Below are 21,407 nucleotides of genomic sequence, written 5' to 3' on the forward strand. Positions count from 1 at the left end.
GCAAATAATTTTAGCGTTTGTATCGTCTGCAAAAATTGGAATTGATCCGGGTTTTTTTGATCGCATTGCTTTTTTCAACCAGCAGGTTTTCGTTGTTGCGCTTCTCTGTTTCTTGGGCGCGCACGCTTTATGCCGAGCCAGCTCTGCTAACTGCGCTGGTTTGTATTGTTGTGTTCGTTGCGTCCGTCGTCGCTCGGGAAACGTTTATAGGCTTTCTGGCCACAGGTATTAACGAAATTAGCTCGAACCTGCCGACACAGGTCGCCATGTTTCATCTCTTGAGATTTATTGCTCCCGAGGGATTAGTTCTGTTTGGTTGCGGGATTGCCTTTGCAATGGCCCAGATAGCTCGGTTTATCTACAGACTTTTGACCAATGCCGCTCCTTGATTGCGATTGAATCGGCGATGCTCATGTAAGGGGAGGCTCAGATGATCTCGATAGCGCCGCTCTTTACCGATCGCTGGATCGCCTCGAAGCTTCGGACGTTCGCGAGCATTTCATTTGACGTGACCGGGTAGGGGGCCTGGCCCAGCGCGGCGCGGCCGAAGGCCTCGAGATTATCGCGCACCGATGGATGCGGCGGATAGAAAGCGGTCACCGGCGTTTGGTTCCGATGCAGGCTGGTGACATCCCAGCCCGTTGAATTTTCCGGGTGGCTGCGGTCGCGAATTTCCATCCAGCCTTTCGAGCCGAGCAGGGCAAGACGTCCCATGAACGGCGTCGCCAGCACCGCGCCCAGCATGGCGGTGGCGCCGCTCTCGAAACCCATCGTGATCGACAGCGTATCGCCGTTCTCAAAATCGCTTCCCAATCTTGCCAGCCGCGCCCAGACCGAGGTCGGCCGTCCCAGCAACGCGATCGAGAGGTCGACCATATGGATGCCGGTGGCCGACAGCGGGCCGGCCGGGTTGGCGGTTTCGGACAAGCGCCAGTTATCGCGCGGCAATTTCAGAAATTTGTCCTGACTGAAATTGCCTTCCAGCATCAGCGGATTGCCGAATTCGCCTGCCGCAAATCGTTTGCGCATCTCGATGACCGCGGGCTCAAAACGCCGTTCGTGCCCGATGCCCAACTGGACGCCGGCTTGCCTGACGGCTGCAATGGCGGCTTCCACGTCGGCCGATGTCGTGCACAAAGGCTTCTCGCAGAACACATGACGTCCCGAACGCGCGGCAGCCACGATTTGTTCGGCGTGGCGCCCCTGTGGCGTGCAGAGAATGACCGCATCGATATCCGGATTGGCCAGCGCGTCCTCGAACCGCGGTGCCGTCGTGACGCCGAGCGCCGATGCGGCCGATCGCGCCGACTCCAGGGGATCGACTGCCAGCATCGGGCTCACGATCCTGCTGTCCAGCAGGTTCTTGAGGATGGTCTGTCCCCACCAGCCGAGACCGATGATGGCCGCCCTGATCATGCGCCTTTTCCGTTTTGGGGTTAGGACTTCGGCATCGCGGCCCGATACCAGTCGCCGATCTCGCTTGCGGTCATCAGCGCGACGCCGTCATGACCGATGACGTAGTCGAGCAAGGCTTCCAGGTATTTGATGCGGTGAGGGACTCCGGTGATGTAGGGGTGAATCGAGATCGCCATGATCCGCGCATTGGTGGCGCCCTCAAGGTACAGCCGGTCGAACTGATCGGTGCAGCGTTTGAGGAATTGCTCGGAAGAAAGGTGCTGCAGCGCGTGAATGACGATGTCGTTGGTTTCCACCGAATAGGGAATCGTCGTCACGGTGCCATGCGGGGTCGCGATATCCTGCGGCAGGTCGTCGATCACCCAGTCCGCCAGATAGTCGACGCCATTGAGGCGCAACAGATCGATGGTCTCCTCGGTTTCGGTCAAGCCCGGGCTTTCCCATGACCGTGGCGCCTTGCCGGTGAACCTGGCGATGGTTTCGATCGAGCGCTTGATGGCGTCGGCCTGGTTGTCGAGCTTGTGCATCGGGCCCTGAACGAATCCGTGCCCCATGAATTCGAAGCCGGCCTCCCGAGCCGCGGACGCGACCCGGGGGTAGGAGTTGCAGACGTTGGCATTCAGCGCCAGGGTCACCGGCATGTTGCGGTCGGTCAGCGCCTTGAATTGCCGCCAGAAGCCGGCGCGCATTCCGTATTCATGCCACGACCAGTTCGGCACATCGGGCAATAGCGGCTGGCCCATCGGCGGGCTCAGCACGGTTCGCGGCATCGCGTTCTCGATCCGCCATTCCTCGACGTTGAGGATGACCCATACCGCGAGCCGCTTGCCATCCGGCAGCAATAGCCGGGGACGATCGACTTGCGCCTGATAGGGAATGCGGTCGGTAAAGGCCACGATGTATTTCCTCGCCGGACTATTCCGCAGCGCTTGATTGTTTCGCCGTACCGGCGTTGACCCGCGGCATCACCTTTTCGGCCATCAGGATCATGGACTGGCGTCCAAGCTCGGGATCCTTCCAGTCCTTGCCGGCATAGAGCAACGTGCCGAACGCGCCGACCTCGTCCTGGAAAGCCAGCACCTGATCCGCAACGCTGTCGGCTGTTCCATGGATGATCAGTTTGTCGCAGATCATTTCCAGCGTCACTTCGTCGTCGGGCTGGTCGCGGCGGGTCTTGAACAGTTCGACGCGGCCGTTCTTCTTCAGTTTGGTGAACAGCGAGCGATAGTAATAGACGTAGGGACCGTCTGGGTCGGTGGCGTAGGCTTTCGCGGTTGCGGCGTCCTTGGCGACAAAGACGCTCTTGGCGACGCGCCAGTTCGCAGGCTCCGCCGCGCGCCCGCCGCGCTCGCAGCCCTCGACGTATTTCGGCCAGTGGCTTTTCACCCAGGCCGGCATCAGGAAGTTGGCCGAGATCGGATCCCAGCCGCGCGCTGCGGCCTCTGTGACGCCTTTCGAGAAGGGGGCGACAGCCGTGACCACGATCGGCGGATGCGGCCGTTGCATCGGGCGCGCAATGAAGCCCTGGCCGATGTCCCGGATCAGGGTCCTTTGCGTCGTAATGTTCCAGTATTTTCCCTCGATATTGTAAGGCGGCTCGCCGGCCCAGATTTCCAGCACCTGGTTGATGGCTTCGAGAAACATTTCATTGCGGTTGGCGTCGAGATTGCCGAACAGTTCCGCATCCGACAAAAGTCCGCCCGGACTGATTCCGAAGATCAGGCGGCCGTCGAGCATGTGATCGAGCATCGCCAGCGAAGCGGCTACCGCGGCGGGGTGGGTATTCGGCATGTTGACGGTGCCGGTGCCGAGCTTGATGTTTCTGGTGGCCGCCGCAATCCAGGCGAGGAACGCGATGCAGGACGTGATGTTCTCGGCCTTGTCGGTGGAGTGCTCGCCAACATAGGCTTCGGTGAATCCGAGTTCGTCGGCCAGCACGAAGGCTTCACGGTCTTCCCGGAGCGATTGCCGCCAGTCCTTGTCGAGCGGATGGATCGGCATCGTAAAGAATCCCAGGTTCATCCATCTCCTCCCCGGGGCCGATACGTTGCGCATCGAACGGCCGCGTCTTTGATCCCGTTATTATGACTAGTCCGAAAGTCGAGTCATCAGAAATAATCGCTCGATAAACAAACTTGACCTTTAGGGGTCGCCGCCGTCTAATTCCAGCAAAATACATCAGAATCCGGCCGGGGAGGTCACGCCAATGAAAGCCTCGGCTTTCGCTTACGCCCGCGCAACCAGCGTCGCTGACGCGTTGGCGTTGCTGGCGGCGCATGGCGACGGAGCGAAGGTGCTTTCGGGCGGCCAGAGCCTGATGCCGGCGATGAACCTGCGGCTGATCTCGCCCGAACTGATCGTCGATATCGGTGGATTGGCCGAACTCCGCGGCGTTGCGGTAAGCGGCGATGTCCTCAAGATCGGCGCGCTGACGCGCCATGCCGAGCTGTTGCGATCGCCTGAAATTGCCGCGCATGCGCCGTTGCTGGCGGAAGCGGTCGCCCATGTCGCGCATCCCGCGATCCGCAACCGCGGCACCCTCGGCGGCAGCCTCGCGCATGCCGATCCCGCGGCGGAATTGCCGGCCTGCATGCTGGCCTTGAATGCGACCGTCGTCATTAGCGGCCCCTCCGGCGAACGGCGAATGGCGGCGGAAGATTTCTTCACCGGCATCTATGAGACGGCGCTGTCGGCGCAGGAATTGCTGGTCGCGGTTGAACTGCCGGTTGCGCGAAAAAGCTCCGGATATTTCTTCGACGAATTCGCGCGGCGGCACGGCGACTACGCCATCGTCGGCCTGGCGGCGCAGGCGATTGTGAAAGACGGAATCTTCGCCGATCTCCGGCTGGCGTTCTTTGCTGTCGGCGATCGGCCGACGCTGGCCAAGGCGGCTGCAAGACTGGTCGGCGCTGTCGTCACGCCAGCGATATTGTCCGAAGCGTCGACCGCCTTGAGCAAGGAACTCGATCCGCAGCAGGATCAGCAGGCATCCGTTTCGATGCGCCGGCATCTGGCAAAAGTGCTGCTGGGCCGATGCGTGTCCGCGCTGCTCGATCGCCCCGATCTCAATGCCGGGGGATCGGCTTGACCGCCCGGATATCCATTACGGTCGAAGTCAACGGCGAGCGCGTCGACGCGCAGGTGTTGCCGCGGCTTAATCTTGCGGATTTCCTCCGCGAGCACCTGCAGCTAACCGGAACGCACGTCGGTTGCGAGCATGGGGTTTGCGGCGCCTGCACGGTGCGCGTCGATGGCGACATCGTTCGTTCCTGCCTGATGCTGGCGGTGCAGACGCACAACGCATCGGTTCAAACCATCGAAGGATTATCCGACAGCGGCGAGATCGCCGATCTGCAGACAGCATTCCGCGATCGCAATGCCTTGCAATGCGGCTTCTGTACGCCGGGCATGCTGATGGCGGCACAGGATTTGCTGAAACAGCAACCTGAGCCGGACCGGGAGCAGATTCGCCAGCATCTCTCCGGCAATTACTGCCGCTGCACCGGCTACCAGGCCATTGTCGATGCAATCGAGACCACGGCGCGCGTCCGCATGGGTGGTCGGCCATGACCATCGCCACTGCCAGTCCGCAAGCACTCTCGGAACTCGATCGGCCGAACTCCTATATCGGCAAGACGGTGCCGCGGCCCAATCTCGATCGGCTGATGCAGGGGCGCGGGCTCTATGTCAGCGACATCGAGCTGCCGCGCATGGCGCATGTGGTGTTCCTGCGCTCGCCCCATGCCCATGCCAAAATCGTGAGCATCGATGCCGCCGCGGCCAAACGGATGCCCGGCATCATCGCTGTGGTGACAGGCAAGGAACTTGCTGCAGTCATCACGCCCTGGGTTGGCGTGCTCACGCATTTGAAGGGACTGAAATCAGCGCCACAGCACGCCATCGCAATCGATCGCGTCTGCTGGCAGGGCGAGGCCGTCGCCGCCATTGTGGCGACCAGCCGGGACGTTGCGGAGGACGCAGCCGAAGCAGTCAGGGTCGAATACCAGGAACTGGAGGCCGTGACGGATATGCGCACCGCGCTGGATTCTGCGACCCCGGTGATTCATCCGGCACTCGGCGACAACCTCGCCTTCGAGCGGAACCTCGATGCCGGTGCGGTCAATGCCGCGTTTGCCGATGCCGACGAAGTGGCGGAAGCAGAATTCATCTTCGGCCGGCACACCGGCGTGACGCTGGAGCCGCGCGCCGTCGTGGCCGACTGGAATGCGGCCGAGGCACGGCTGACGATCTACCAGGGTACGCAAGCGCCGCACATGGTGCAGAATATCGCGGCACTGCATCTGGGCTTGCGGGAGTCGCAAGTTCGGGTGGTCTGCAAGGATGTCGGCGGCTCCTTCGGGATCAAGGTCCACATCTACGCCGACGAAATGGCGGTTTATGCGCTGTCAAAGCTGTTGCGCCGGCCCATAAAATTCGTTGCCGACCGGGTCGAAAGCTTCAACACCGATATCCATGCCCGCGATCATCGCTGCAAGGGCAAGATCGGCGTCAAGCGCGATGGCACCATCACCGCGTTCGAGATCGACGATCTCACCGGCATCGGTCCCTATTCGATGTATCCGCGCACCAGCGCCATCGAAGCCAACCAGGTCGTCAATCTCGTCGGCGGTCCCTATACGACGAAGAACTACCGCGCGCGGGCCCGCGTCGTGTTCCAGAATAAAAATGTCATGTGCCAGTACCGCGCCGTCGGCCATCCCATCGCCTGCTCGGTGACGGAAGGGCTGGTCGATCTTGCGGCGGCAAAAATCGGCATGGATCCGGTGAAAATCCGCCGCCGTAATCTGATTGCCGATGATGCTTACCCCTGCGCGTCGCCCTCGGGCCTGCGCTTTGAACTGCTGTCGCACCACGCCGCCATGAACAGGCTGATGGCGATGATGGATTATGAGAGCTTGCGCGCCGAGCAGGCGGCGTTGCGCAAAAAAAACATCCATCGCGGCATCGGCATCGCCAGTTTCATCGAGGTCACCAACCCGAGCGCGGCATTCTACGGCGTCGGCGGCGCCCGCATCTCGTCGCAGGACGGTGTTGCGGTGCGGCTGGACGCGCAAGGCGCGGTGATCTGCCAGACCAGCATCACCGAGCAGGGGCAGGGCTCGGAATCGCTGACCGCGCAGATCGTCGGCAGCGTGCTCGGGGTTTCGATGGAGCGCGTGCGCGTCATCCTTGGCGATACCGACAACACGCCCTATGGCGGCGGCACCTGGGCCTCGCGCGGCGCCGGCATCGGCGGCGAGGCGGCGTTGCAGGCGGCGAAGATCTTGCGCAGGAACATCCTGGATGTCGCTGCCGCGATCCTGCAGACGTCACCGGGCGAACTCGATCTCGCGGGCAATGCGGTCGTCAACGCCGGCGACGGCGCGCCGCGCATCGAGCTGAATGAACTGGCCCGGGTGGTCTATTTCCGCCCCGATACGCTGCCGCCGGGCATCCAGCCCGAGCTGATGGCAACGCGTCATTTCGTGCCGCGCGAATACCCGTTCGCCTTCACCAATGGCGTTCAGGCTTCCTGGCTTGAGGTCGATCCCGACACCGGCATTGTCAGGCTGCTCAAACATTGGGTGGTCGAGGATTGCGGCACCCTCATCAATCCGCAACTGGTCGACGAGCAAATCCGGGGCGGGGTGGTGCAGGGGCTCGGGGCCGCGCTGTTCGAAAAGTGCGTCTATGACGAGCGGGGTCAATTGACCAACGCCAATATGGCTGACTATCTGGTCCCGATGTCCGGCGAAATGCCCGATATCGACGTCGGGCACGTGGTGTCGCCGACTTCGGAGACCGAACTGGGCGCCAAGGGCGCGGGAGAGGCCGGCACCGCAGGGGCGGCCGCCGCGGTCGCGAACGCCGTGAATGACGCGCTCAGGCCGTTCGGGGCCGTGATTACCGAGATTCCGTTGACGCCGCAGGTTATCCTGACGGCGCTGGGACGAATTTGAAAGAGGACGGCAATAAAGTCGAATGCAACGTGTTCAAGGCAATTTAGTATGTTGTGATGTCCGTCTTGTTCATCCAATGTGCGGCCGAAAAACAAAACATACGGGGAGGATCATCAGATGAAACGCAGGACATTTCTTGGCGGCACGATCGCCGTCACCACGCTTGGGCTCGCCTCACGCGTCGACGCTCAACAGCCGCCGATCAAGATCGGCATGAGCATGCCGCAGACCGGCGGTCTTGCAGGCGGCGGCAAGGCTTCGCTGCTAGGCATCGAGATCTGGCGCGACGATGTCAACGCCAAGGGCGGCCTGCTCGGCCGCAAGGTCGAACTGGTCGTTTATGACGACAAGTCGAGTGCTTCGGAAACGCCGGCGATCTATTCGAAGCTGCTGGATGTCGATAAGGTCGACCTCCTGTTCGCGCCTTACGCGACCGTACCAACGGCGCCGATCATGCCGCTGGTCAAGCAGCGCGGTCTGCTGCTGATGGGGAACTTCTCGTTCCAGGTCAACAGCAAGGTCCAGCACGACATGTGGTTCAACAATGCGCCGTGGGGCCCGCCCGACAGCTGGCCGGATTCGTTCCTCGAAATCGCGCAAAAGGCCGGCGCGAAGAGTGTTGCGTTTCTGTCAGCCGACCAGGAATTCGCCCAGAATCTGGTGGTGATCGCGCGGGAAGTCGCAAAGAAGCGCAATATGCCGGTCGTCTTCGATCAGGCCTACCCGCCCAGTACGGTGGAATTCTCAAGCATCGTTCGCGCGCTGAAGGCGGCAAAGCCCGACGTGGTTTATGTTTCGTCGTACCCGCCGGATTCGGCTGGCATCCTGCGCGCCGTCAACGAGATCGGGATCGGCGACAACGTCAAGGTTTTTGGCGGCGGCATGGTCGGCCTGCAATTCGGTGCGGTGATGGAGAATATGGGCTCGCTGCTCAACGGCGTCGTCAATTACAACTCATGGCTTCCGGAACCAAAAATGTATTATGAGGGGACCAAGGAGTTCTTCGACAAATATACAAAGCGCGCGGTGGAAGCCAAGGTCGATCCGCTGGGCTACTATCTCGCGCCGTTCGGCTACGCCAGCGGTCAGCTTGTCGAGGCGGCGGTCAAGGCGGTTGGGTCGTTCGACCAGAAGGCGATCGCAAAATATCTGCATGAGCATGAGATGCAGACTATCGTCGGCCCGATGAGCTTCGGGCCCGACGGCGAGCGCAAGGAAAACGCGGTGCTGCAGGCCCAATTCCGCGGTATCGTGGACAAGAACATCGAGCAGTTCCGCAGCCCGGGAAAGCAGGTGATCCTGTTCCCGGAGAAACTGAAATCCGGCGATCTCATCACTCCGTTCGAGGCGGCCCGGAAGTAGACGGCGTTTTCGCCTCTCCCCGCTTGCGGGGAGAGGGTCGGGGTGAGGGGGACTCTCCACGCAATCGGATTCGCGGAGAGTCCCCCTCACCCGGATCGCATCTTAAGATGCGATTCGACCTTTCCCCGCAAGCGGGGCGAGGTGACCAACTCAACGTGGGGACTCTCGCTTGTTTTCATTTGACCTGCTGCTCGATGCGGTGGCGATCGGCGTGCTGCTCGGCTGCTTCTATGCGGCGGTCAGTCTTGGATTGTCGCTCTCGTTCGGCCTGCTCGACGTTCCCCACGTCGCGCATCCGGCGTTTCTAGTGATGGCGTCCTACGGGGTGTATTTCCTCAACGAAAATTACGGGATCGATCCGCTGCTGGCGGGGCTGTTGATTACGCCGCTATTGTTTGTGTTCGGTCTGGTCGCCTACCGCATCTATTACGAGACCTTCGAAAAGCGCGGCAGCGATGCCGGCGTGCGCGGCATCGCGTTTTTCTTCGGCGTCGCCTTCATCATCGAAGTGCTGCTCATTCTGCAGTTCGGTGTGGACCAGCGCTCGGTCACCGCATCCTATATCGGCAAGGCCTGGCGGATCGGCGACATGCGGATTCCGTTCCGGCTGCTGGTCGCGTTCGCGGTTGCCGCCGCGCTGACGATCCTGCTGACGCTCTATCTGTCGCGAACCTTCATGGGGCGCGCGATCCGCGCGGTCGCGCAGGACCAGGAAGCGCTGCGGCTGATGGGCGCCAATCCGATCCGGATCAAGCAATGGGCGTTCGGCATTGCAACCGCCGTGCTCGGCATCGCCGGCGCCCTGTTGATCATCGTCGCTCCCGTCGAGCCGACGCTCGACCGCTCCTATATCGGGCGCACCTTCTGCGTCGTGGTGATGGCCGGGCTCGGCAGCATGGCCGGCACACTGGTCGCCGCCATCATCCTCGGCGTCGCCGAAACCATCGTCCTGACCCTGTTCGGCGCGTCCTGGGCGCCGGCGGTCTCGTTCGGCATGCTGCTTGCCGTTCTCGCGGTCCGGCCGCAGGGCCTGTTCGGCAGGCGATCATGAACCGCAACGGCATCCTTTTCTGGATCGGCGCGACGCTGTTTCTCGCCGCGGCCCTGCTGATGACACAGGTCATCGGCAACCAGTATCCGTTCTTTGCCGGCTACGTGATCCTGCAGTTCGTAGTACTCGCCGTCGCCTGGAGCATCCTCGGCGGTTATGCAGGCTACGTGAATTTCGGCACCAGCGCTTTTTTCGGCGTCGGCGTCTACACCGCCGTGTTCCTGGCCAAGGCGTTTGGCGCGCCGCTCGCGGTGCAGATCGCGACCGCAGCCGCCATCGGCGCGCTGATGGGATTCGTGCTCGGCCTGCTGACCTTGCGCATGCAGGGCATCTTCTTCTCGATCGCGACCATAGCGGCGACTATCGTGATCGAAACGACGGTCACAAATTGGCGATATGTCGGCGGCGCCGCCGGCATTCAGTTGCAGCGGCCGATGGTGACGGCGCCGTTCGATAATTATGTGCAGATGCTGTTTTTCGTCCAGGCGCTGCTCGTGGTGCTGGCGGTGGCGATCTCGCGTTACATTCAAAATTCATGGATCGGCCACGGTCTGAAGGCGCTTAGGGATGACGAGCTTGCCGCGGAATGCACGGGCGTGCCTACGTTGCGGTTGAAGCTGGTGGCCTGCGTCATCTCCGGGGCGCTGATGTGTGCGGCCGGCGCGCCCGCCGCGATGTACCTGCAATATGCCGACCCGTCGTCCGCGTTCAATCTCAATTACTCGGTGTCGGTACTGGCGATGTCGCTGATTGGCGGAACCGCGCATTGGGCCGGCCCGATCATCGGGGCGATCCTGCTCGGCGCGACGCAACAATTGCTGACCGTTACCATCTCGTCGGAAGTGAACGTGCTGGTGCTCGGCGTGATGCTGGTGCTGTTCGTGGTGGCGGCGCCGCAGGGGATCATCGGCCTGATCCGCAAGGTTCGCCGCCATCGCAGCGAGGGCGAAGCATGATGCCCCCGGAAAACCAGCCGCCCTTGTTGCGGATATCCGCGCTCACAAAACGCTTCGGCGGCTTTGTCGCGCTCGACAATGTCAGCGTCGAGATTCGTCCGGGAGAGCGCTTCGGCCTGATCGGCCCGAATGGCTCGGGGAAAACCACGCTGATCAACTGCATTTCCGGCGCGTTCCGCACCGAGGCCGGCACCGTGGTATTCCGTGACGAGGACATCACGCAGTTGCCGCCGCATCTGCGCACGCGCCGCGGCATTGCACGCAGCTTCCAGATCCCGCGGCCGTTCAAAAGCATGACGGTCGCCGAAAACCTCATGGTGGCGCTCGATTTCGCCGTTGTCACCGACCAACACGCCTCGGCCGCGCAACGCCGCGACACCATGATGTCGATCCTGACGCGGATGGGGCTTGCGTCGAAGGCCAATGTGCCGGCCACCAGGCTCAGCCAGGTGGAATTGCGCAAGATGGAACTCGCCCGCGCGATGGCGACTCACCCGAAACTGCTGATTTCCGACGAGGCCATGGCCGGTCTTTCCAGCTCGGAAGTCGATGAGGTGCTCGATCTCCTCATGAGCCTTGCGGATCAGGACATCACCATCATCATGATCGAGCACATCATGCAGGCGGTGATGCGTTTTTCGCAGCGCGTGATGTGTCTCGAAACCGGCAGGATCATCGCGATCGGCTCGCCGGCCGAAGTGATGGCCAACCAGCGGGTGCAGGAGGCCTATCTTGGCACTTAGCCTCGCCATCGACGGCCTCGATGCCGGTTACGGCGCTGTGAAGGCGCTGCGCGGCGTCACCCTCCATGTCGAGGGCGGCGAAACCGTCGCATTGCTTGGCACCAACGGCAACGGCAAGAGCACGCTGATGAAGTGCGTCGCGGGCCTGGTTCGGCCGACGCGCGGCAGCATGCTGCTCACGATCGACGGGAAGGCGCACGATCTGGCCAGGCTGTCGACCGAGGCGATCGTCGATCTCGGCGTGGCGCTGGTGCCTGAGGGGCGGCGGCTGTTTCCCAAGCTGACGGTGCTGGAAAACCTGATGCTCGGCGCCTTCCGCAAGGCCGCCCGGCGCAACATCGATCGCAACCTGGCGCTCGCCTTCGAGACGTTCCCGGCCCTCAAGGGGCTGCAGGGCCAGATCGCCGGCACCATGTCAGGCGGGCAGCAACAGATGCTCGCCATCGCCCGCACGCTGATGTCGTCGCCGCGGCTGTTGCTGATCGACGAGCCTTCGGTCGGCCTGTCGCCGCTTTTGGTCTCGCAGACCATCGCCAAGATCGGCGAACTCAATGCGCATCTCGGCCTGACAGTGCTGATGGCGGAGCAAAACTTCAATCAGGCGATCCGTATCGCCGATCGCGGCTACATCATCGTCCATGGTGAAATCGTCGTCGCGGCCGACTCGGTCGATGAATTGAGAGGCAACGACATCGTCAAGCGGCTCTATCTCGGCGGGATCGCGTGATGGGCGGGTTGCGAGGTCTTAGCGCACATCCGCTGCACCGATTCACAAACCTTCGAGCGCAATCATCACGTCGGTCGCCGCGGTCTGGCGCAGGGCGATCAGCGGCTGGTAGTCGGGCGCGTCGTACCATCGTCTGATCGATGCCATGTCGGGAAATTCGACGATGACCACGCGATTGGGCCGCCAGTCGCCTTCGAGAACGTCGTGGGTGCCTGTTTTGGTAAGGTAGCGTCCGCCACAGCGCTCGATCATCGGGATGACCTTGACAAGATACTCTTCGAACACTGCTGCGTTGGTGATTCGGTGTTCGCCGATATAATATGCGGTCATGATTGCCTTCCAGTTCCAAGACAGGATGCATCAAGCCGGTGCGGTGGACAAGGGTGACGCGATTACCCGCGATCCTGATCCGATATTTTTTGCAGCGATCATCCAAACCGTTGTTTGACGACTATAATGCCCGGGACTCATCAAGGGGTGGTCTGTTGGCAAGTCTCTGGGCCCGGAAATCGACCGCGCAACTCGCCGATGAGGCAGCCCAAGGCGAGGGCGACGGGGCCGGCCATTTGCCGAAGCGGTCGCTGTCCGCGCTCAATCTCGTCGGGCTCGGGGTCGGCGGCATCATCGGCGCGGGGATATTTGTGCTCACCGGGCACGCCGCCGCCGCGAACGCCGGGCCCGCGGTCACGCTCTCTTTTATCCTCGGAGCCGTCGCCTCCGCGTTTGCCGGCCTGTGCTACGCCGAGATGTCATCGACGGTCCCGATCAGCGGCAGCGCCTATACCTATGCCTACGCCACATTGGGCGAGTTGATCGCATGGATCATCGGCTGGGACCTGATCCTGGAATATGCGGTCGGCGCCATCGCGGTTGCGATCGGCTGGTCCGGTTATGTCGTCAGTTTCGCCAGGGATTTTGGCCTGGTCTTTCCGGCGCGGTTCGTCTCGCCGCCATTCAGCTTTGACGCCACCCAACATGTCTGGTCATCGACCGGAGCCATCCTGAACATTCCTGCCGTCGCGGTGATCGTCCTCATCACGACGCTGCTGGTGATCGGCATCCGGGAGTCGGCCTGGTTCAACAATTTCATCGTGGCCGTGAAGCTGATCGTCATCGCGCTGTTTTTGATCTGTGCCGCGCCCGCGTTCTCTACCGCGAACTGGGTTACGCCGAGCAATCCCGCCGGGGCGTTCATGCCTCCCAATGCCGGTGTCGGCATCTACGGCTGGTCGGGCGTGCTTCGCGGCGCGGCCGTGGTGTTTTTTGCCTATATCGGATTCGACGCCGTCTCCACCACGGCGCAGGAAGCCAGGACGCCGATGCGGGACATGCCGATCGGCATCTTGGGTTCGCTGGCGATTTGCGCGGCGCTGTATGTCGCGGTCGGCCTTGTGCTGACCGGGATCGTGCCGTTCGACCGGCTCAACGTTCCCGATCCGATTGCGGTCGGTATCGATGCGGCCGGCGTCGGCTGGCTTTCTCCGTTCGTAAAACTCGGGATCGTCTTCGGACTGAACTCGGTCATCCTGGTGATGCTGCTGGCACAACCGCGAATCTTTCGCGCCATGGCGCATGACGGGCTGCTGCCGCGGGCAGCGGCGAAGATCCATCCCCGTTTTCGCACCCCTTATGTCTCCACGATCGGAACGGGCGTCGTGGTGGCGGTCTTCGCCGGACTGCTGCCGATCGAACTGGTCGGAGAACTCGTCAGCATCGGGACTTTGTTCGCGTTTACAGTCGTTTCGCTCGGAACGCTGGCGTTACGGATCACCGAACCCGGATTGGCGAGGCCGTTCCGGTCGCCTGCGATCTGGATCGTCGCGCCGTGCGGTGCTGCAACCTCGATATTCCTGATGTTCGGCCTGCCGATCGACACCTGGATCAGGTTGGCGGTGTGGCTCGCGATCGGTCTGGCGATCTATTTTTTCTACGGTTCGAGGCATAGCCGGATGGCGGCTTCCGGGTAGCAACGCCTGTGCGATTGCGGTCGTCGGCTAAAGCAATGATTGAACCAAAAAGCCTAGGAACTACAACCGGATCGTGAACAATTCTCGATTGATATGTTGCCGGTGTCGGGTACTCTGCCAGTTGATTTTGCCACGCCGAATGCCGACGGAAAATTCATGCGGGTTTTTTGCGCGCTGCTGCTTGCCGGTGTCATGGCGATCCCGATCGGTGTTGACGCGTTTGCAGCCGACGGGCCGGGCAGGGTAGCGCTGGTAATCGGCAATGCGAGATATCCGGACAATGACCTGGTCCTGACCGATGCCGCCAACGATACCCAGGACATCGCCGACGAACTCAAGCATGACGGCTTCGATGTGGAGACCGGCGTCAACCTGACGGGCGACGCCATGCAGCAGGCGCTCGATCGTCTGTACGGGAAGATTTCGCAAGGGTCCGTTGCGCTGATTTTCTTCGACGGCTTCGGCATTCAATCGGGCCGCCAGAGTTACCTGATTCCGGTCGACGCTCAGATCTGGACGGAACCCGATGTCCTGCGGGATGGCTTTAACCTGGAGACCATCCTCGGCGAGATGAACAACCGGGGCGCGCTGGTCAAGATTGCGCTACTGAATGCCTCGCGGCGCAATCCGTTCGAGCGCCGCTTTCGCCGCTATTCGGCCGGATTGGCCCCGGCGGTCACACCGGGCAACACCCTGGTGCTGTATTCCACCGCCCTCGGTTCGGTGGCCAATGAAACTCAGAACGACCACAGCCTTTTCGTTACCGAACTGCTGCGGGAGGTTCGCGCTCCCGGCGTCAATGCCGAACAGGCGCTCAGGAACACGCAGGCGGGGGTCATAAGCGCGTCGAAAAGCGAACAGGTGCCCTGGTTCTCGTCGTCGCTGGCGACTGAGTTTTCGTTCAATCCCGACTCCGACCGTAAACCGGATGTCGCCAAGGGGGTGGAGAAAACCCCGGCGTGCGAAGCCGCAAAACCGGCAAGCGCGCCAGGCCCGGAGGATCTGGCCAGGGATCCGGTGATCGCGGAACTGAGCCGCCGGCTCGCGGCCGATCCCAATGACCAGGTGCTGCATTACAAGCGCGGGCAAATCTATGCGATGAAGCACGCATACCGGCTGGCATTGCAGGATTTCAATGCAGCCATCCGGCTCGATCCGAAGGATGTCGAGGCCTACAACAACCGTTGCTGGACATTGGCCGCGATCGGCGATTTGCAACCGGCGCTGAAGGATTGCAACGAGGCGCTTCGGCTCGATCCGGGACGGGCCGATGCGCTGGATAGCCGGGGCCTGGTCAATCTGAAACTGGGCAAAAACGCCGAGTCGATCAGGGACTATTCCGAAGCGCTCGAGAAAAATTCGCTTTCGGTATCGTCGCTGTTCGGACGCGGCATCGCGAAGGCGCGCAGCGGAACCGACGGGTCGCTGGATCTGGGCAAAGCGAAATCGATGGATCCGAATATCGCCGGGGAATTCGCGGGCTACGGCATCACCGAATGTAGTCCTTGACGCTACTCCGCCGCCGCGCTGGCGATTCCCGCCTGCCGGTTGGTAACCACGACCTTGATGGCGTCGTCGACCCGTTCGCGGGCGTATCGCAGCGCCGTCGGCAGATCGGCCAGCGCGAAAGTATGGGTGTGGATTTTGGTGGCGTCGAAACGCTTTTCCGCCATCAGGGCCATCGCGCGGCGGGTGGCGCTGCGGCCTTCGCCGCGGATGCCGTAGACGTAGATATTGTTCTTCACCAGATGCGCCAGATCGATCGTCACCGGGGCGTGCGGGAATGCCGCCAGGCAGATTTTCCCGCCGCGATTGGTCATGTGGATGGCCTGATTGACGGTGGCCTCGGTGCCGGCGCATTCGACGACATAATCCGCGCCGATTCCGCCGGTGAGTTGTTTCACGACATCGACCGCGTTCTCGTCGGCGATGTTGATGACGCGGTCCGCGCCCAGTTCGCGGCCGATGGCGAGCCGCTTGTTGCGGGTGCCGGTCAGGATGACGGGGCTTGCGCCCAGCGCCTTGGCGACGGCCACCGCGAGCAGCCCGATCGGGCCGGGACCGATCACCACCACGCTTTCGCCGGCGACGAGCCCGCCCAGTTCGGTCAGTCCGTACATCGAGGTTCCGGCGGTGACGACCAGCGTCGCTTCGGCATCGCCCATGGTGGCGGGCACCCGCGCCAGCGTGTTGATGTGGTTGATCGCGTATTCGGCAAAGCCGCCGTCGGTGGTGAACCCGTTGGCGCGATGGCCCTTGGCGGCGTTTCCGTAGTTGAGGCACGAGGTGTACATGCCCTGGCGGCATCGCTTGCACTGTCCGCAGCCGGCATGGATCTCCACGCTGACGCGCTCGCCGATCCCGAACTCGTCGACCTCGGGTCCCAGCGCTGCGACCGTGCCCATATATTCATGACCGGGCGTGAAGTTCTTGTTGAAGGGCAGGCCGCCCTGAATGCTCGCCGGCGATCCGCCGTGGATGACCTCAAGGTCGGTCGCGCAGATCGCGACCGCGTCGATGCGGACCAGCACTTCGGCGCGCCCGGGAACGGGCACAGGCTTGTCGCGCAGGAAAAGCTCGTCCGGATTACCCAGCACCCAGGCTTTCATTTGCGCCGGCACGGGAAGGTCGGCTGATAGTCTGACACCGGCGGGCGCGTACATGGCGGATGATCCCTCGTGGCGCGGAAACTCTAGCGGAAATCATCGGCAGGTGAAATTGCTTCAACCGGTTTGAGAGGCCGACAGCTTGTAGATTTCGAGCGCGTCGGCATCGGCGCCGAGCGCGGCCTTGGCCAATCTGAACAGTTGGGCGGCCAGCGCCGACATCGGCACCGGGCTCGAAGTGTCGCGGGCGACGTCGATCACGGTGTCGAGGTCCTTCAGCATGGTTGCGATATGGCCTGCGGGGGGCGAATGAATGCCCTGCACCATGCGCGGCACGAACAATTGCAGCGGGATCGAATCGGCAAAGCCGCCGGCCAGCGCTTCCGGCAACCGGTTGGCGTCGATCCCGGCATTGACCGCCAGCCGCGCCGCCTCCGCCAGCACCGCCATGGCGCATCCGACGATCACCTGGTTGCAGAGCTTGGTGGTCTGGCCCGCGCCGGTCGGGCCCATATGCGTGAGCCTGCGCGCCATCGCCAGAACATAGGGCCTGACCTTCTCGATATCGGCGGCATCGCCGCCGGCCATCACCGCCAGCGTGCCTTCCTCCGCGCCCTTGGTGCCGCCCGAGACCGGCGCATCGATCCATCCCATCCCGTTGGCCGTCGTCAGCCGCGCGGCGATGGCGCGCGCCGCATCCGGGTGGATCGACGAGAAGTCGACCACGAGCTTGCCCTGGCCCGCCGCGGTGGCGAGGCCGTCGGGGCCGAACGCCACCTCTTCGACGGCGGCGGCATCGGTGAGGCACATGAAGATGATGTCGGCGGCGGCGGCGACCTCGCGCGGTTGCGCTGCGAGTTTCGCGCCAGCCTCGACCAATGCGATGGCGTTGCCGGCAGACCGGTTCCAGACCGTGACGTCATAGCCTGCATTGATCAGGCGCCGGGTCATGGGAAATCCCATCATCCCGAGCCCGAGATAGCCGAGCTTCTCCGCGCCCGTTCGGTCGGCTCCGCCAGCGCCCGCCATTGTGTTTCTCCTACTTTAGTCGCTTCGCCCCGTGGCCTTAGCACATTCCTGGGCCATGCCGGATGCACTATCCGGAGCCTCGTCCGATGGCTTGCCTCATTGTTTGAACCATGAAAGGCTTATCGGCATGTTTATGTCGTACCGGCGTTTCGGGCAGCGCAAAAGTGGAGCAGGGATGATGCGGATATCTTCGAACTGGATCGTGGCGGCGGGGGCCGCGGCCGCGATTTTGGCCGGCGTGAGTTCGTCTTGCGCGCAACAGACGATCCGCGTCGGCTGGACCATTCCGGCCGAGGAATCGAAATACTGGATGATGCGCAGGCCGGCCGAATTTCCCGATCTTGGCAAGACCTACAATATCGAATGGACCCAGTTTCAGGGCACCGCGCCGATGACGCAGGCGCTGGCCGCGGGCGCGCTCGATTGCGCGACCCAGGCGCCATTGTCGCTGGCGAACGGCGTGGTCGGCGGCAACCTGAAAGCCTACATCGTCGCCCAGCACGTGTTCGAAAAGCCGGGCGGCTTCTCGGTCTATTGGGCGGTCAAGGACGATTCCCCGATCAAGACCATCGCCGACCTCAAGGGCAAGACCATCGGCATCTCGGTGATCGGCGGCGGCACCCAGGGGCCGCTCAACATGCTCTTGAAGCAGAACGGCATCGACCCGGCAAAGGACATCAAGCTGGTCGAGGTCGGCTTTGCGGTCTCCGAAGACGCCTTGCGCCAGGGCCGCGTCGATGCGGTCAACATGAACCAGCCGTTCGCCGCGCGCGCCGAAGCCAAGGGCGGCATCCGCAAGCTGTTTTCGCTCAACCAGGCGATGCCGAACATCGTCCACATCCTGGAAGCCTGCCGCGCCGAATTCGTCGACAAGAATCCGGAACTGGCCAAGGCCTATGTGCGCGACATCACCTCCGGCATGAAAAAGGCGCTGGCCAATCGCGAGGAGACCCTCAAGGTCGTCTCCGAAGTGCTGAAGGCGCCGGTCCCGGTGCTGGATACCTACCTGCTCAAGGACAATGATTTCGGCAGGGATCCGGGTGCTGCGCCGAATTTCCCCGCGATCCAGAAGATGCTCGACATCTATGCCGAGACCGGAATGCTGCCCAAGATGGATGTCGCGCAGTTCAAGCATCCGACCATCGTGGCACCGCTGCAGTAGTGGTAGCAGTTTCCCGTCGTCCCGGCCTTGAGCCGGGACCCATACCGCGTGATGTAACGTTAAGGCGATGTGGTTGACGCCTTCTGCAACAACTGACGCCCGGGATTATGGGTCCCGGCGTTCGCCGGGACCACAAGCATGAAAAAATGGCGATCGCGCGTGACGACGGATGGTCTCGACCGTGCGCCGCATCGCGCCTTCATGCGGGCGATGGGGCTGGACGACGCCGCACTCGCCAGGCCGATGATCGGCGTGGTCAGCATGAAGGGCGAGCAGACGCCCTGCAACATGACGCACGATTTCCAGGTCGATGCCGCCAAGGCCGGCATCGCCGAGGCCGGCGGTACGCCGCGGGAATTCACCACCATCTCGGTCTCCGACGGCATCAGCATGAATCACGAGGGCATGAAGTTCTCGCTGCTGTCGCGCGAGCTGATTGCCGATTCAATCGAGGCGGTGGTCCACGGCCTTGCCTATGACGCGCTGATCGGGTTCGGCGGCTGCGACAAGACGCTGCCCGGCGTGATGATGGGCATGATCCGCTGCAACGTGCCGTCGATCTTCATCTATGGCGGCAGCGCGCTTCCCGGCAAGTTCGAGGGACGCACGCTCACGGTGCTGGATTCCTACGAGGCCGTCGGCAGCTTCATGACCGGCGAAATCGACGCGGCGACGCTGGAAGGCATCGAGCGTAGCTGCCTGCCGACCATCGGCGCCTGCGCCGGACAATTCACCGCCAACACCATGGCGATGGTGTCGGAGGCGATGGGGCTGACGATCCCCAACGTCTCGATGATCCCCGGCGTCTATGCCGAGCGCGCGCAGGCCGCACGCCGGGCTGGCCGGCTGGTGATGCAGATGCTCGAGCGCGGCGGGCCATTGCCGCGTGAAATCGTGACGCGAAAAGCGCTGGAAAACGGCGCGGCGATCGTCGCGGCAACCGGCGGCTCGACCAACGCCGCGCTGCATCTGCCGGCGCTCGCCAACGAAGCCGGTATTGCCTTTACGATCGACGATGTTGGCGCGGTGTTTGCCCGCACGCCTTTGATCGGCAATCTGCGTCCGGGCGGCAAGTACACCGCCAAGGACGTTTACGATATCGGCGGCACGGCGGTCATCGTTCGCGCGCTGGTCGAAAGCGGTCACATCGACGGTTCGTGTCTGACCATCACCGGGCGGACGATTGCGGAGGAATATGGCGGCGCCAATGCGCCCGATGGCGAGATCATTTTCGGCACCAACAAGCCGATCATGCCGGATGGCGGGGTCGCGGTGCTCAAGGGCAATCTTTGTCCCGATGGCGCCGTCATCAAGGTCGCCGGCCTGAAGAAACTGGTGTTCGAAGGCACCGCGCGGGTGTTCGAGGACGAGGAACATTGCGTCGATGCCGTCCGCAACCGCAACTATGCCGAAGGCGAAATATTGGTGATCCGCAATGAAGGCCCGGTCGGCGGTCCCGGCATGCGCGAGATGCTGGGCGTCACCGCGCTGATTTACGGGCAGGGGATGGGTGAGAAGGTGGCGCTCATCACCGACGGCCGCTTTTCCGGCGCGACCCGCGGCATTTGCGTCGGCTACGTCTCGCCGGAATCCTTCATCGGCGGTCCGCTGGCGCTGGTGCGCGACGGCGACCGCATCCGGATCGACGCCGGCGCGCGCCGCATGGACCTCTTGATCGACGACAGTGAATTCGCAAAGCGGCGGCAGGCCTGGAAGCCGCGGCCGCCGCGGCATCGCGCAGGCGCGCTCGCCAAATATGCGCGTCTGGTGGGGCAGGCGCCCGGCGGCGCCGTCACGCATGATGGAGCGGCGGAATGGCCATGGTTCGACGAGCGGTGATGAACCCTTTGTATATTGGCTCCGGATGGTCTAACTGGTTTGCCGGAAATTCCGGGAACAGGAATGGCCGTTCATATCGGGGAGCATCATGGCGCTGTTGAGCAGGGTTTTCGCGACCAGAACGCTGGTACAAATCATCGTCGTCCTGACGGTGATGATCGTGATGAAGGCGATGAGCGCCCACTATGATTTCAGTTGGGCCAGAGCACTCGCGCAAGGATAGGCTTGTCGTACCATTTCCCGCCAATACCGGTCGGTGACCGCTGGCCGCCTTGCGAAACAGCATCGCCAAGCCCTGCCGGTTTCCGCTATGTTCGGGCCTGACGGAGCTATGTCGGGAAAAGAAGCGGGAATGAAGGTAGTGCCATCGCGGCCGGATGTTCAGGCAAAGCCCGCGCCGGCGCGCGGGACCGCTGCCGCCATGATCGAGATCGACCGGGTTTCGCAGATCTTCCAGACTTCCGGGCGTCAAAGCCATCTGGCCCTGTCGGAGATCTCGCTGGCGATCGAGGATGGCGCTTTCGTTTCCATTCTCGGGCCCTCCGGCTGCGGAAAATCGACGCTGCTTTATATCGTCGGCGGCTTCGTC

General features: G+C 62.6%; 21 protein-coding genes. 15 read left to right on the forward strand and 6 right to left on the reverse strand.

The annotated features are described in order from the left end of the window. Window positions 1-17: 17 nt before the first annotated feature. Window positions 18-389, forward strand: coding sequence for a hypothetical protein (locus E7813_RS18995; protein ID WP_291576480.1), 372 nt, complete (start codon window positions 18-20; stop codon window positions 387-389). Between the two features lie 37 nt (window positions 390-426). Here the strand turns inward: E7813_RS18995 and E7813_RS19000 are convergent, their stop codons facing one another. From E7813_RS19000 to E7813_RS19010, 3 genes are read right to left on the reverse strand one after another with little or no spacing between them, the layout of a single operon-like run. Next, window positions 427-1,416: a Gfo/Idh/MocA family oxidoreductase gene (locus tag E7813_RS19000; protein ID WP_291576482.1), complete on the reverse strand. Its 990-nt coding sequence runs from the start codon at window positions 1,414-1,416 to the stop codon at window positions 427-429. 20 nt (window positions 1,417-1,436) lie between these two features. Continuing rightward, window positions 1,437-2,312 (reverse strand): polysaccharide deacetylase family protein, encoded by an 876-nt coding sequence (locus E7813_RS19005; protein WP_291576484.1) that lies wholly within the window; start codon window positions 2,310-2,312, stop codon window positions 1,437-1,439. Window positions 2,313-2,331: 19 nt separating this feature from the next. Next, complete coding sequence (locus E7813_RS19010; protein WP_291576486.1) at window positions 2,332-3,438, reverse strand: LLM class flavin-dependent oxidoreductase; 1,107 nt, start codon at window positions 3,436-3,438, stop codon at window positions 2,332-2,334. A gap of 184 nt (window positions 3,439-3,622) precedes the next feature. Between E7813_RS19010 and E7813_RS19015 the strand changes: the two genes are divergently transcribed. The 8 genes from E7813_RS19015 to E7813_RS19050 all read left to right on the forward strand — a co-directional run bounded on the left by E7813_RS19015 (window position 3,623) and on the right by E7813_RS19050 (window position 12,215). Then, window positions 3,623-4,504, forward strand: coding sequence for a xanthine dehydrogenase family protein subunit M (locus tag E7813_RS19015; RefSeq protein ID WP_291576488.1), 882 nt, complete (start codon window positions 3,623-3,625; stop codon window positions 4,502-4,504). Next, window positions 4,501-4,986, forward strand: a complete 486-nt coding sequence (locus E7813_RS19020) for a (2Fe-2S)-binding protein (protein WP_291576489.1) — start codon at window positions 4,501-4,503, stop codon at window positions 4,984-4,986. The genes E7813_RS19015 and E7813_RS19020 overlap by 4 nt, the downstream gene beginning before the upstream one ends. Next, on the forward strand, window positions 4,983-7,376 hold the full coding sequence (locus E7813_RS19025) for a xanthine dehydrogenase family protein molybdopterin-binding subunit (protein WP_291576491.1): 2,394 nt from the start codon (window positions 4,983-4,985) through the stop codon (window positions 7,374-7,376). Before E7813_RS19020 ends, E7813_RS19025 begins: the two co-directional genes overlap by 4 nt. 117 nt (window positions 7,377-7,493) lie before the next feature. After that, window positions 7,494-8,738, forward strand: coding sequence for an amino acid ABC transporter substrate-binding protein (locus E7813_RS19030; protein WP_291576493.1), 1,245 nt, complete (start codon window positions 7,494-7,496; stop codon window positions 8,736-8,738). 169 nt (window positions 8,739-8,907) lie between these two features. Then, entirely contained in the window at window positions 8,908-9,789 is an 882-nt protein-coding gene (locus E7813_RS19035; RefSeq protein ID WP_291576495.1) for a branched-chain amino acid ABC transporter permease, read from the forward strand. Then, on the forward strand, window positions 9,786-10,745 hold the full coding sequence (locus tag E7813_RS19040; RefSeq protein ID WP_291576496.1) for a branched-chain amino acid ABC transporter permease: 960 nt from the start codon (window positions 9,786-9,788) through the stop codon (window positions 10,743-10,745). Before E7813_RS19035 ends, E7813_RS19040 begins: the two co-directional genes overlap by 4 nt. After that, window positions 10,742-11,488: an ABC transporter ATP-binding protein gene (locus E7813_RS19045; RefSeq protein WP_291576498.1), complete on the forward strand. Its 747-nt coding sequence runs from the start codon at window positions 10,742-10,744 to the stop codon at window positions 11,486-11,488. Before E7813_RS19040 ends, E7813_RS19045 begins: the two co-directional genes overlap by 4 nt. Beyond that, window positions 11,478-12,215, forward strand: coding sequence for an ABC transporter ATP-binding protein (locus E7813_RS19050; protein WP_291576501.1), 738 nt, complete (start codon window positions 11,478-11,480; stop codon window positions 12,213-12,215). Before E7813_RS19045 ends, E7813_RS19050 begins: the two co-directional genes overlap by 11 nt. Before the next feature lie 42 nt (window positions 12,216-12,257). On the opposite strand, the gene E7813_RS19055 is transcribed toward E7813_RS19050, so the two are convergent. Next, window positions 12,258-12,545, reverse strand: a complete 288-nt coding sequence (locus E7813_RS19055) for a DUF1330 domain-containing protein (protein WP_291576503.1) — start codon at window positions 12,543-12,545, stop codon at window positions 12,258-12,260. 155 nt (window positions 12,546-12,700) lie between these two features. Between E7813_RS19055 and E7813_RS19060 the strand changes: the two genes are divergently transcribed. Together E7813_RS19060 and E7813_RS19065 are read left to right on the forward strand one after the other, a co-directional pair. Further along, window positions 12,701-14,182 carry an amino acid permease gene (locus E7813_RS19060; RefSeq protein WP_291576505.1) on the forward strand — a complete coding sequence of 494 codons (1,482 nt, stop codon included), beginning with the start codon at window positions 12,701-12,703 and terminating at the stop codon, window positions 14,180-14,182. Between the two features lie 192 nt (window positions 14,183-14,374). Beyond that, on the forward strand, window positions 14,375-15,691 hold the full coding sequence (locus E7813_RS19065) for a caspase family protein (protein WP_291576518.1): 1,317 nt from the start codon (window positions 14,375-14,377) through the stop codon (window positions 15,689-15,691). Between the two features lie 2 nt (window positions 15,692-15,693). Here the strand turns inward: E7813_RS19065 and E7813_RS19070 are convergent, their stop codons facing one another. Together E7813_RS19070 and E7813_RS19075 are read right to left on the reverse strand one after the other, a co-directional pair. Continuing rightward, the gene (locus tag E7813_RS19070; RefSeq protein WP_291576506.1) at window positions 15,694-16,845 is read right to left on the reverse strand and encodes a zinc-binding dehydrogenase; all 1,152 of its coding nucleotides are present in this window, start codon (window positions 16,843-16,845) and stop codon (window positions 15,694-15,696) included. Between the two features lie 60 nt (window positions 16,846-16,905). Further along, entirely contained in the window at window positions 16,906-17,817 is a 912-nt protein-coding gene (locus E7813_RS19075) for an NAD(P)-dependent oxidoreductase (RefSeq protein WP_291576508.1), read from the reverse strand. 175 nt (window positions 17,818-17,992) lie between these two features. Here E7813_RS19075 and E7813_RS19080 point away from each other — a divergent pair, with 175 nt between their 5' ends. The 4 genes from E7813_RS19080 to E7813_RS19095 all read left to right on the forward strand — a co-directional run. Beyond that, window positions 17,993-18,979 carry an ABC transporter substrate-binding protein gene (locus E7813_RS19080; RefSeq protein ID WP_291576510.1) on the forward strand — a complete coding sequence of 329 codons (987 nt, stop codon included), beginning with the start codon at window positions 17,993-17,995 and terminating at the stop codon, window positions 18,977-18,979. A gap of 138 nt (window positions 18,980-19,117) precedes the next feature. Continuing rightward, the gene (gene ilvD, locus E7813_RS19085; protein WP_291576512.1) at window positions 19,118-20,818 is read left to right on the forward strand and encodes a dihydroxy-acid dehydratase; all 1,701 of its coding nucleotides are present in this window, start codon (window positions 19,118-19,120) and stop codon (window positions 20,816-20,818) included. 88 nt (window positions 20,819-20,906) lie between these two features. Then, window positions 20,907-21,041 carry a hypothetical protein gene (locus E7813_RS19090; RefSeq protein ID WP_291576514.1) on the forward strand — a complete coding sequence of 45 codons (135 nt, stop codon included), beginning with the start codon at window positions 20,907-20,909 and terminating at the stop codon, window positions 21,039-21,041. A gap of 198 nt (window positions 21,042-21,239) precedes the next feature. Next, window positions 21,240-21,407: ATP-binding cassette domain-containing protein (locus E7813_RS19095; RefSeq protein WP_291576520.1), on the forward strand; the 168-nt coding region annotated here is incomplete at its 3' end.

The organism is Bradyrhizobium sp., from assembly GCF_004799405.1.
GTDB lineage: Bacteria > Pseudomonadota > Alphaproteobacteria > Rhizobiales > Xanthobacteraceae > Bradyrhizobium.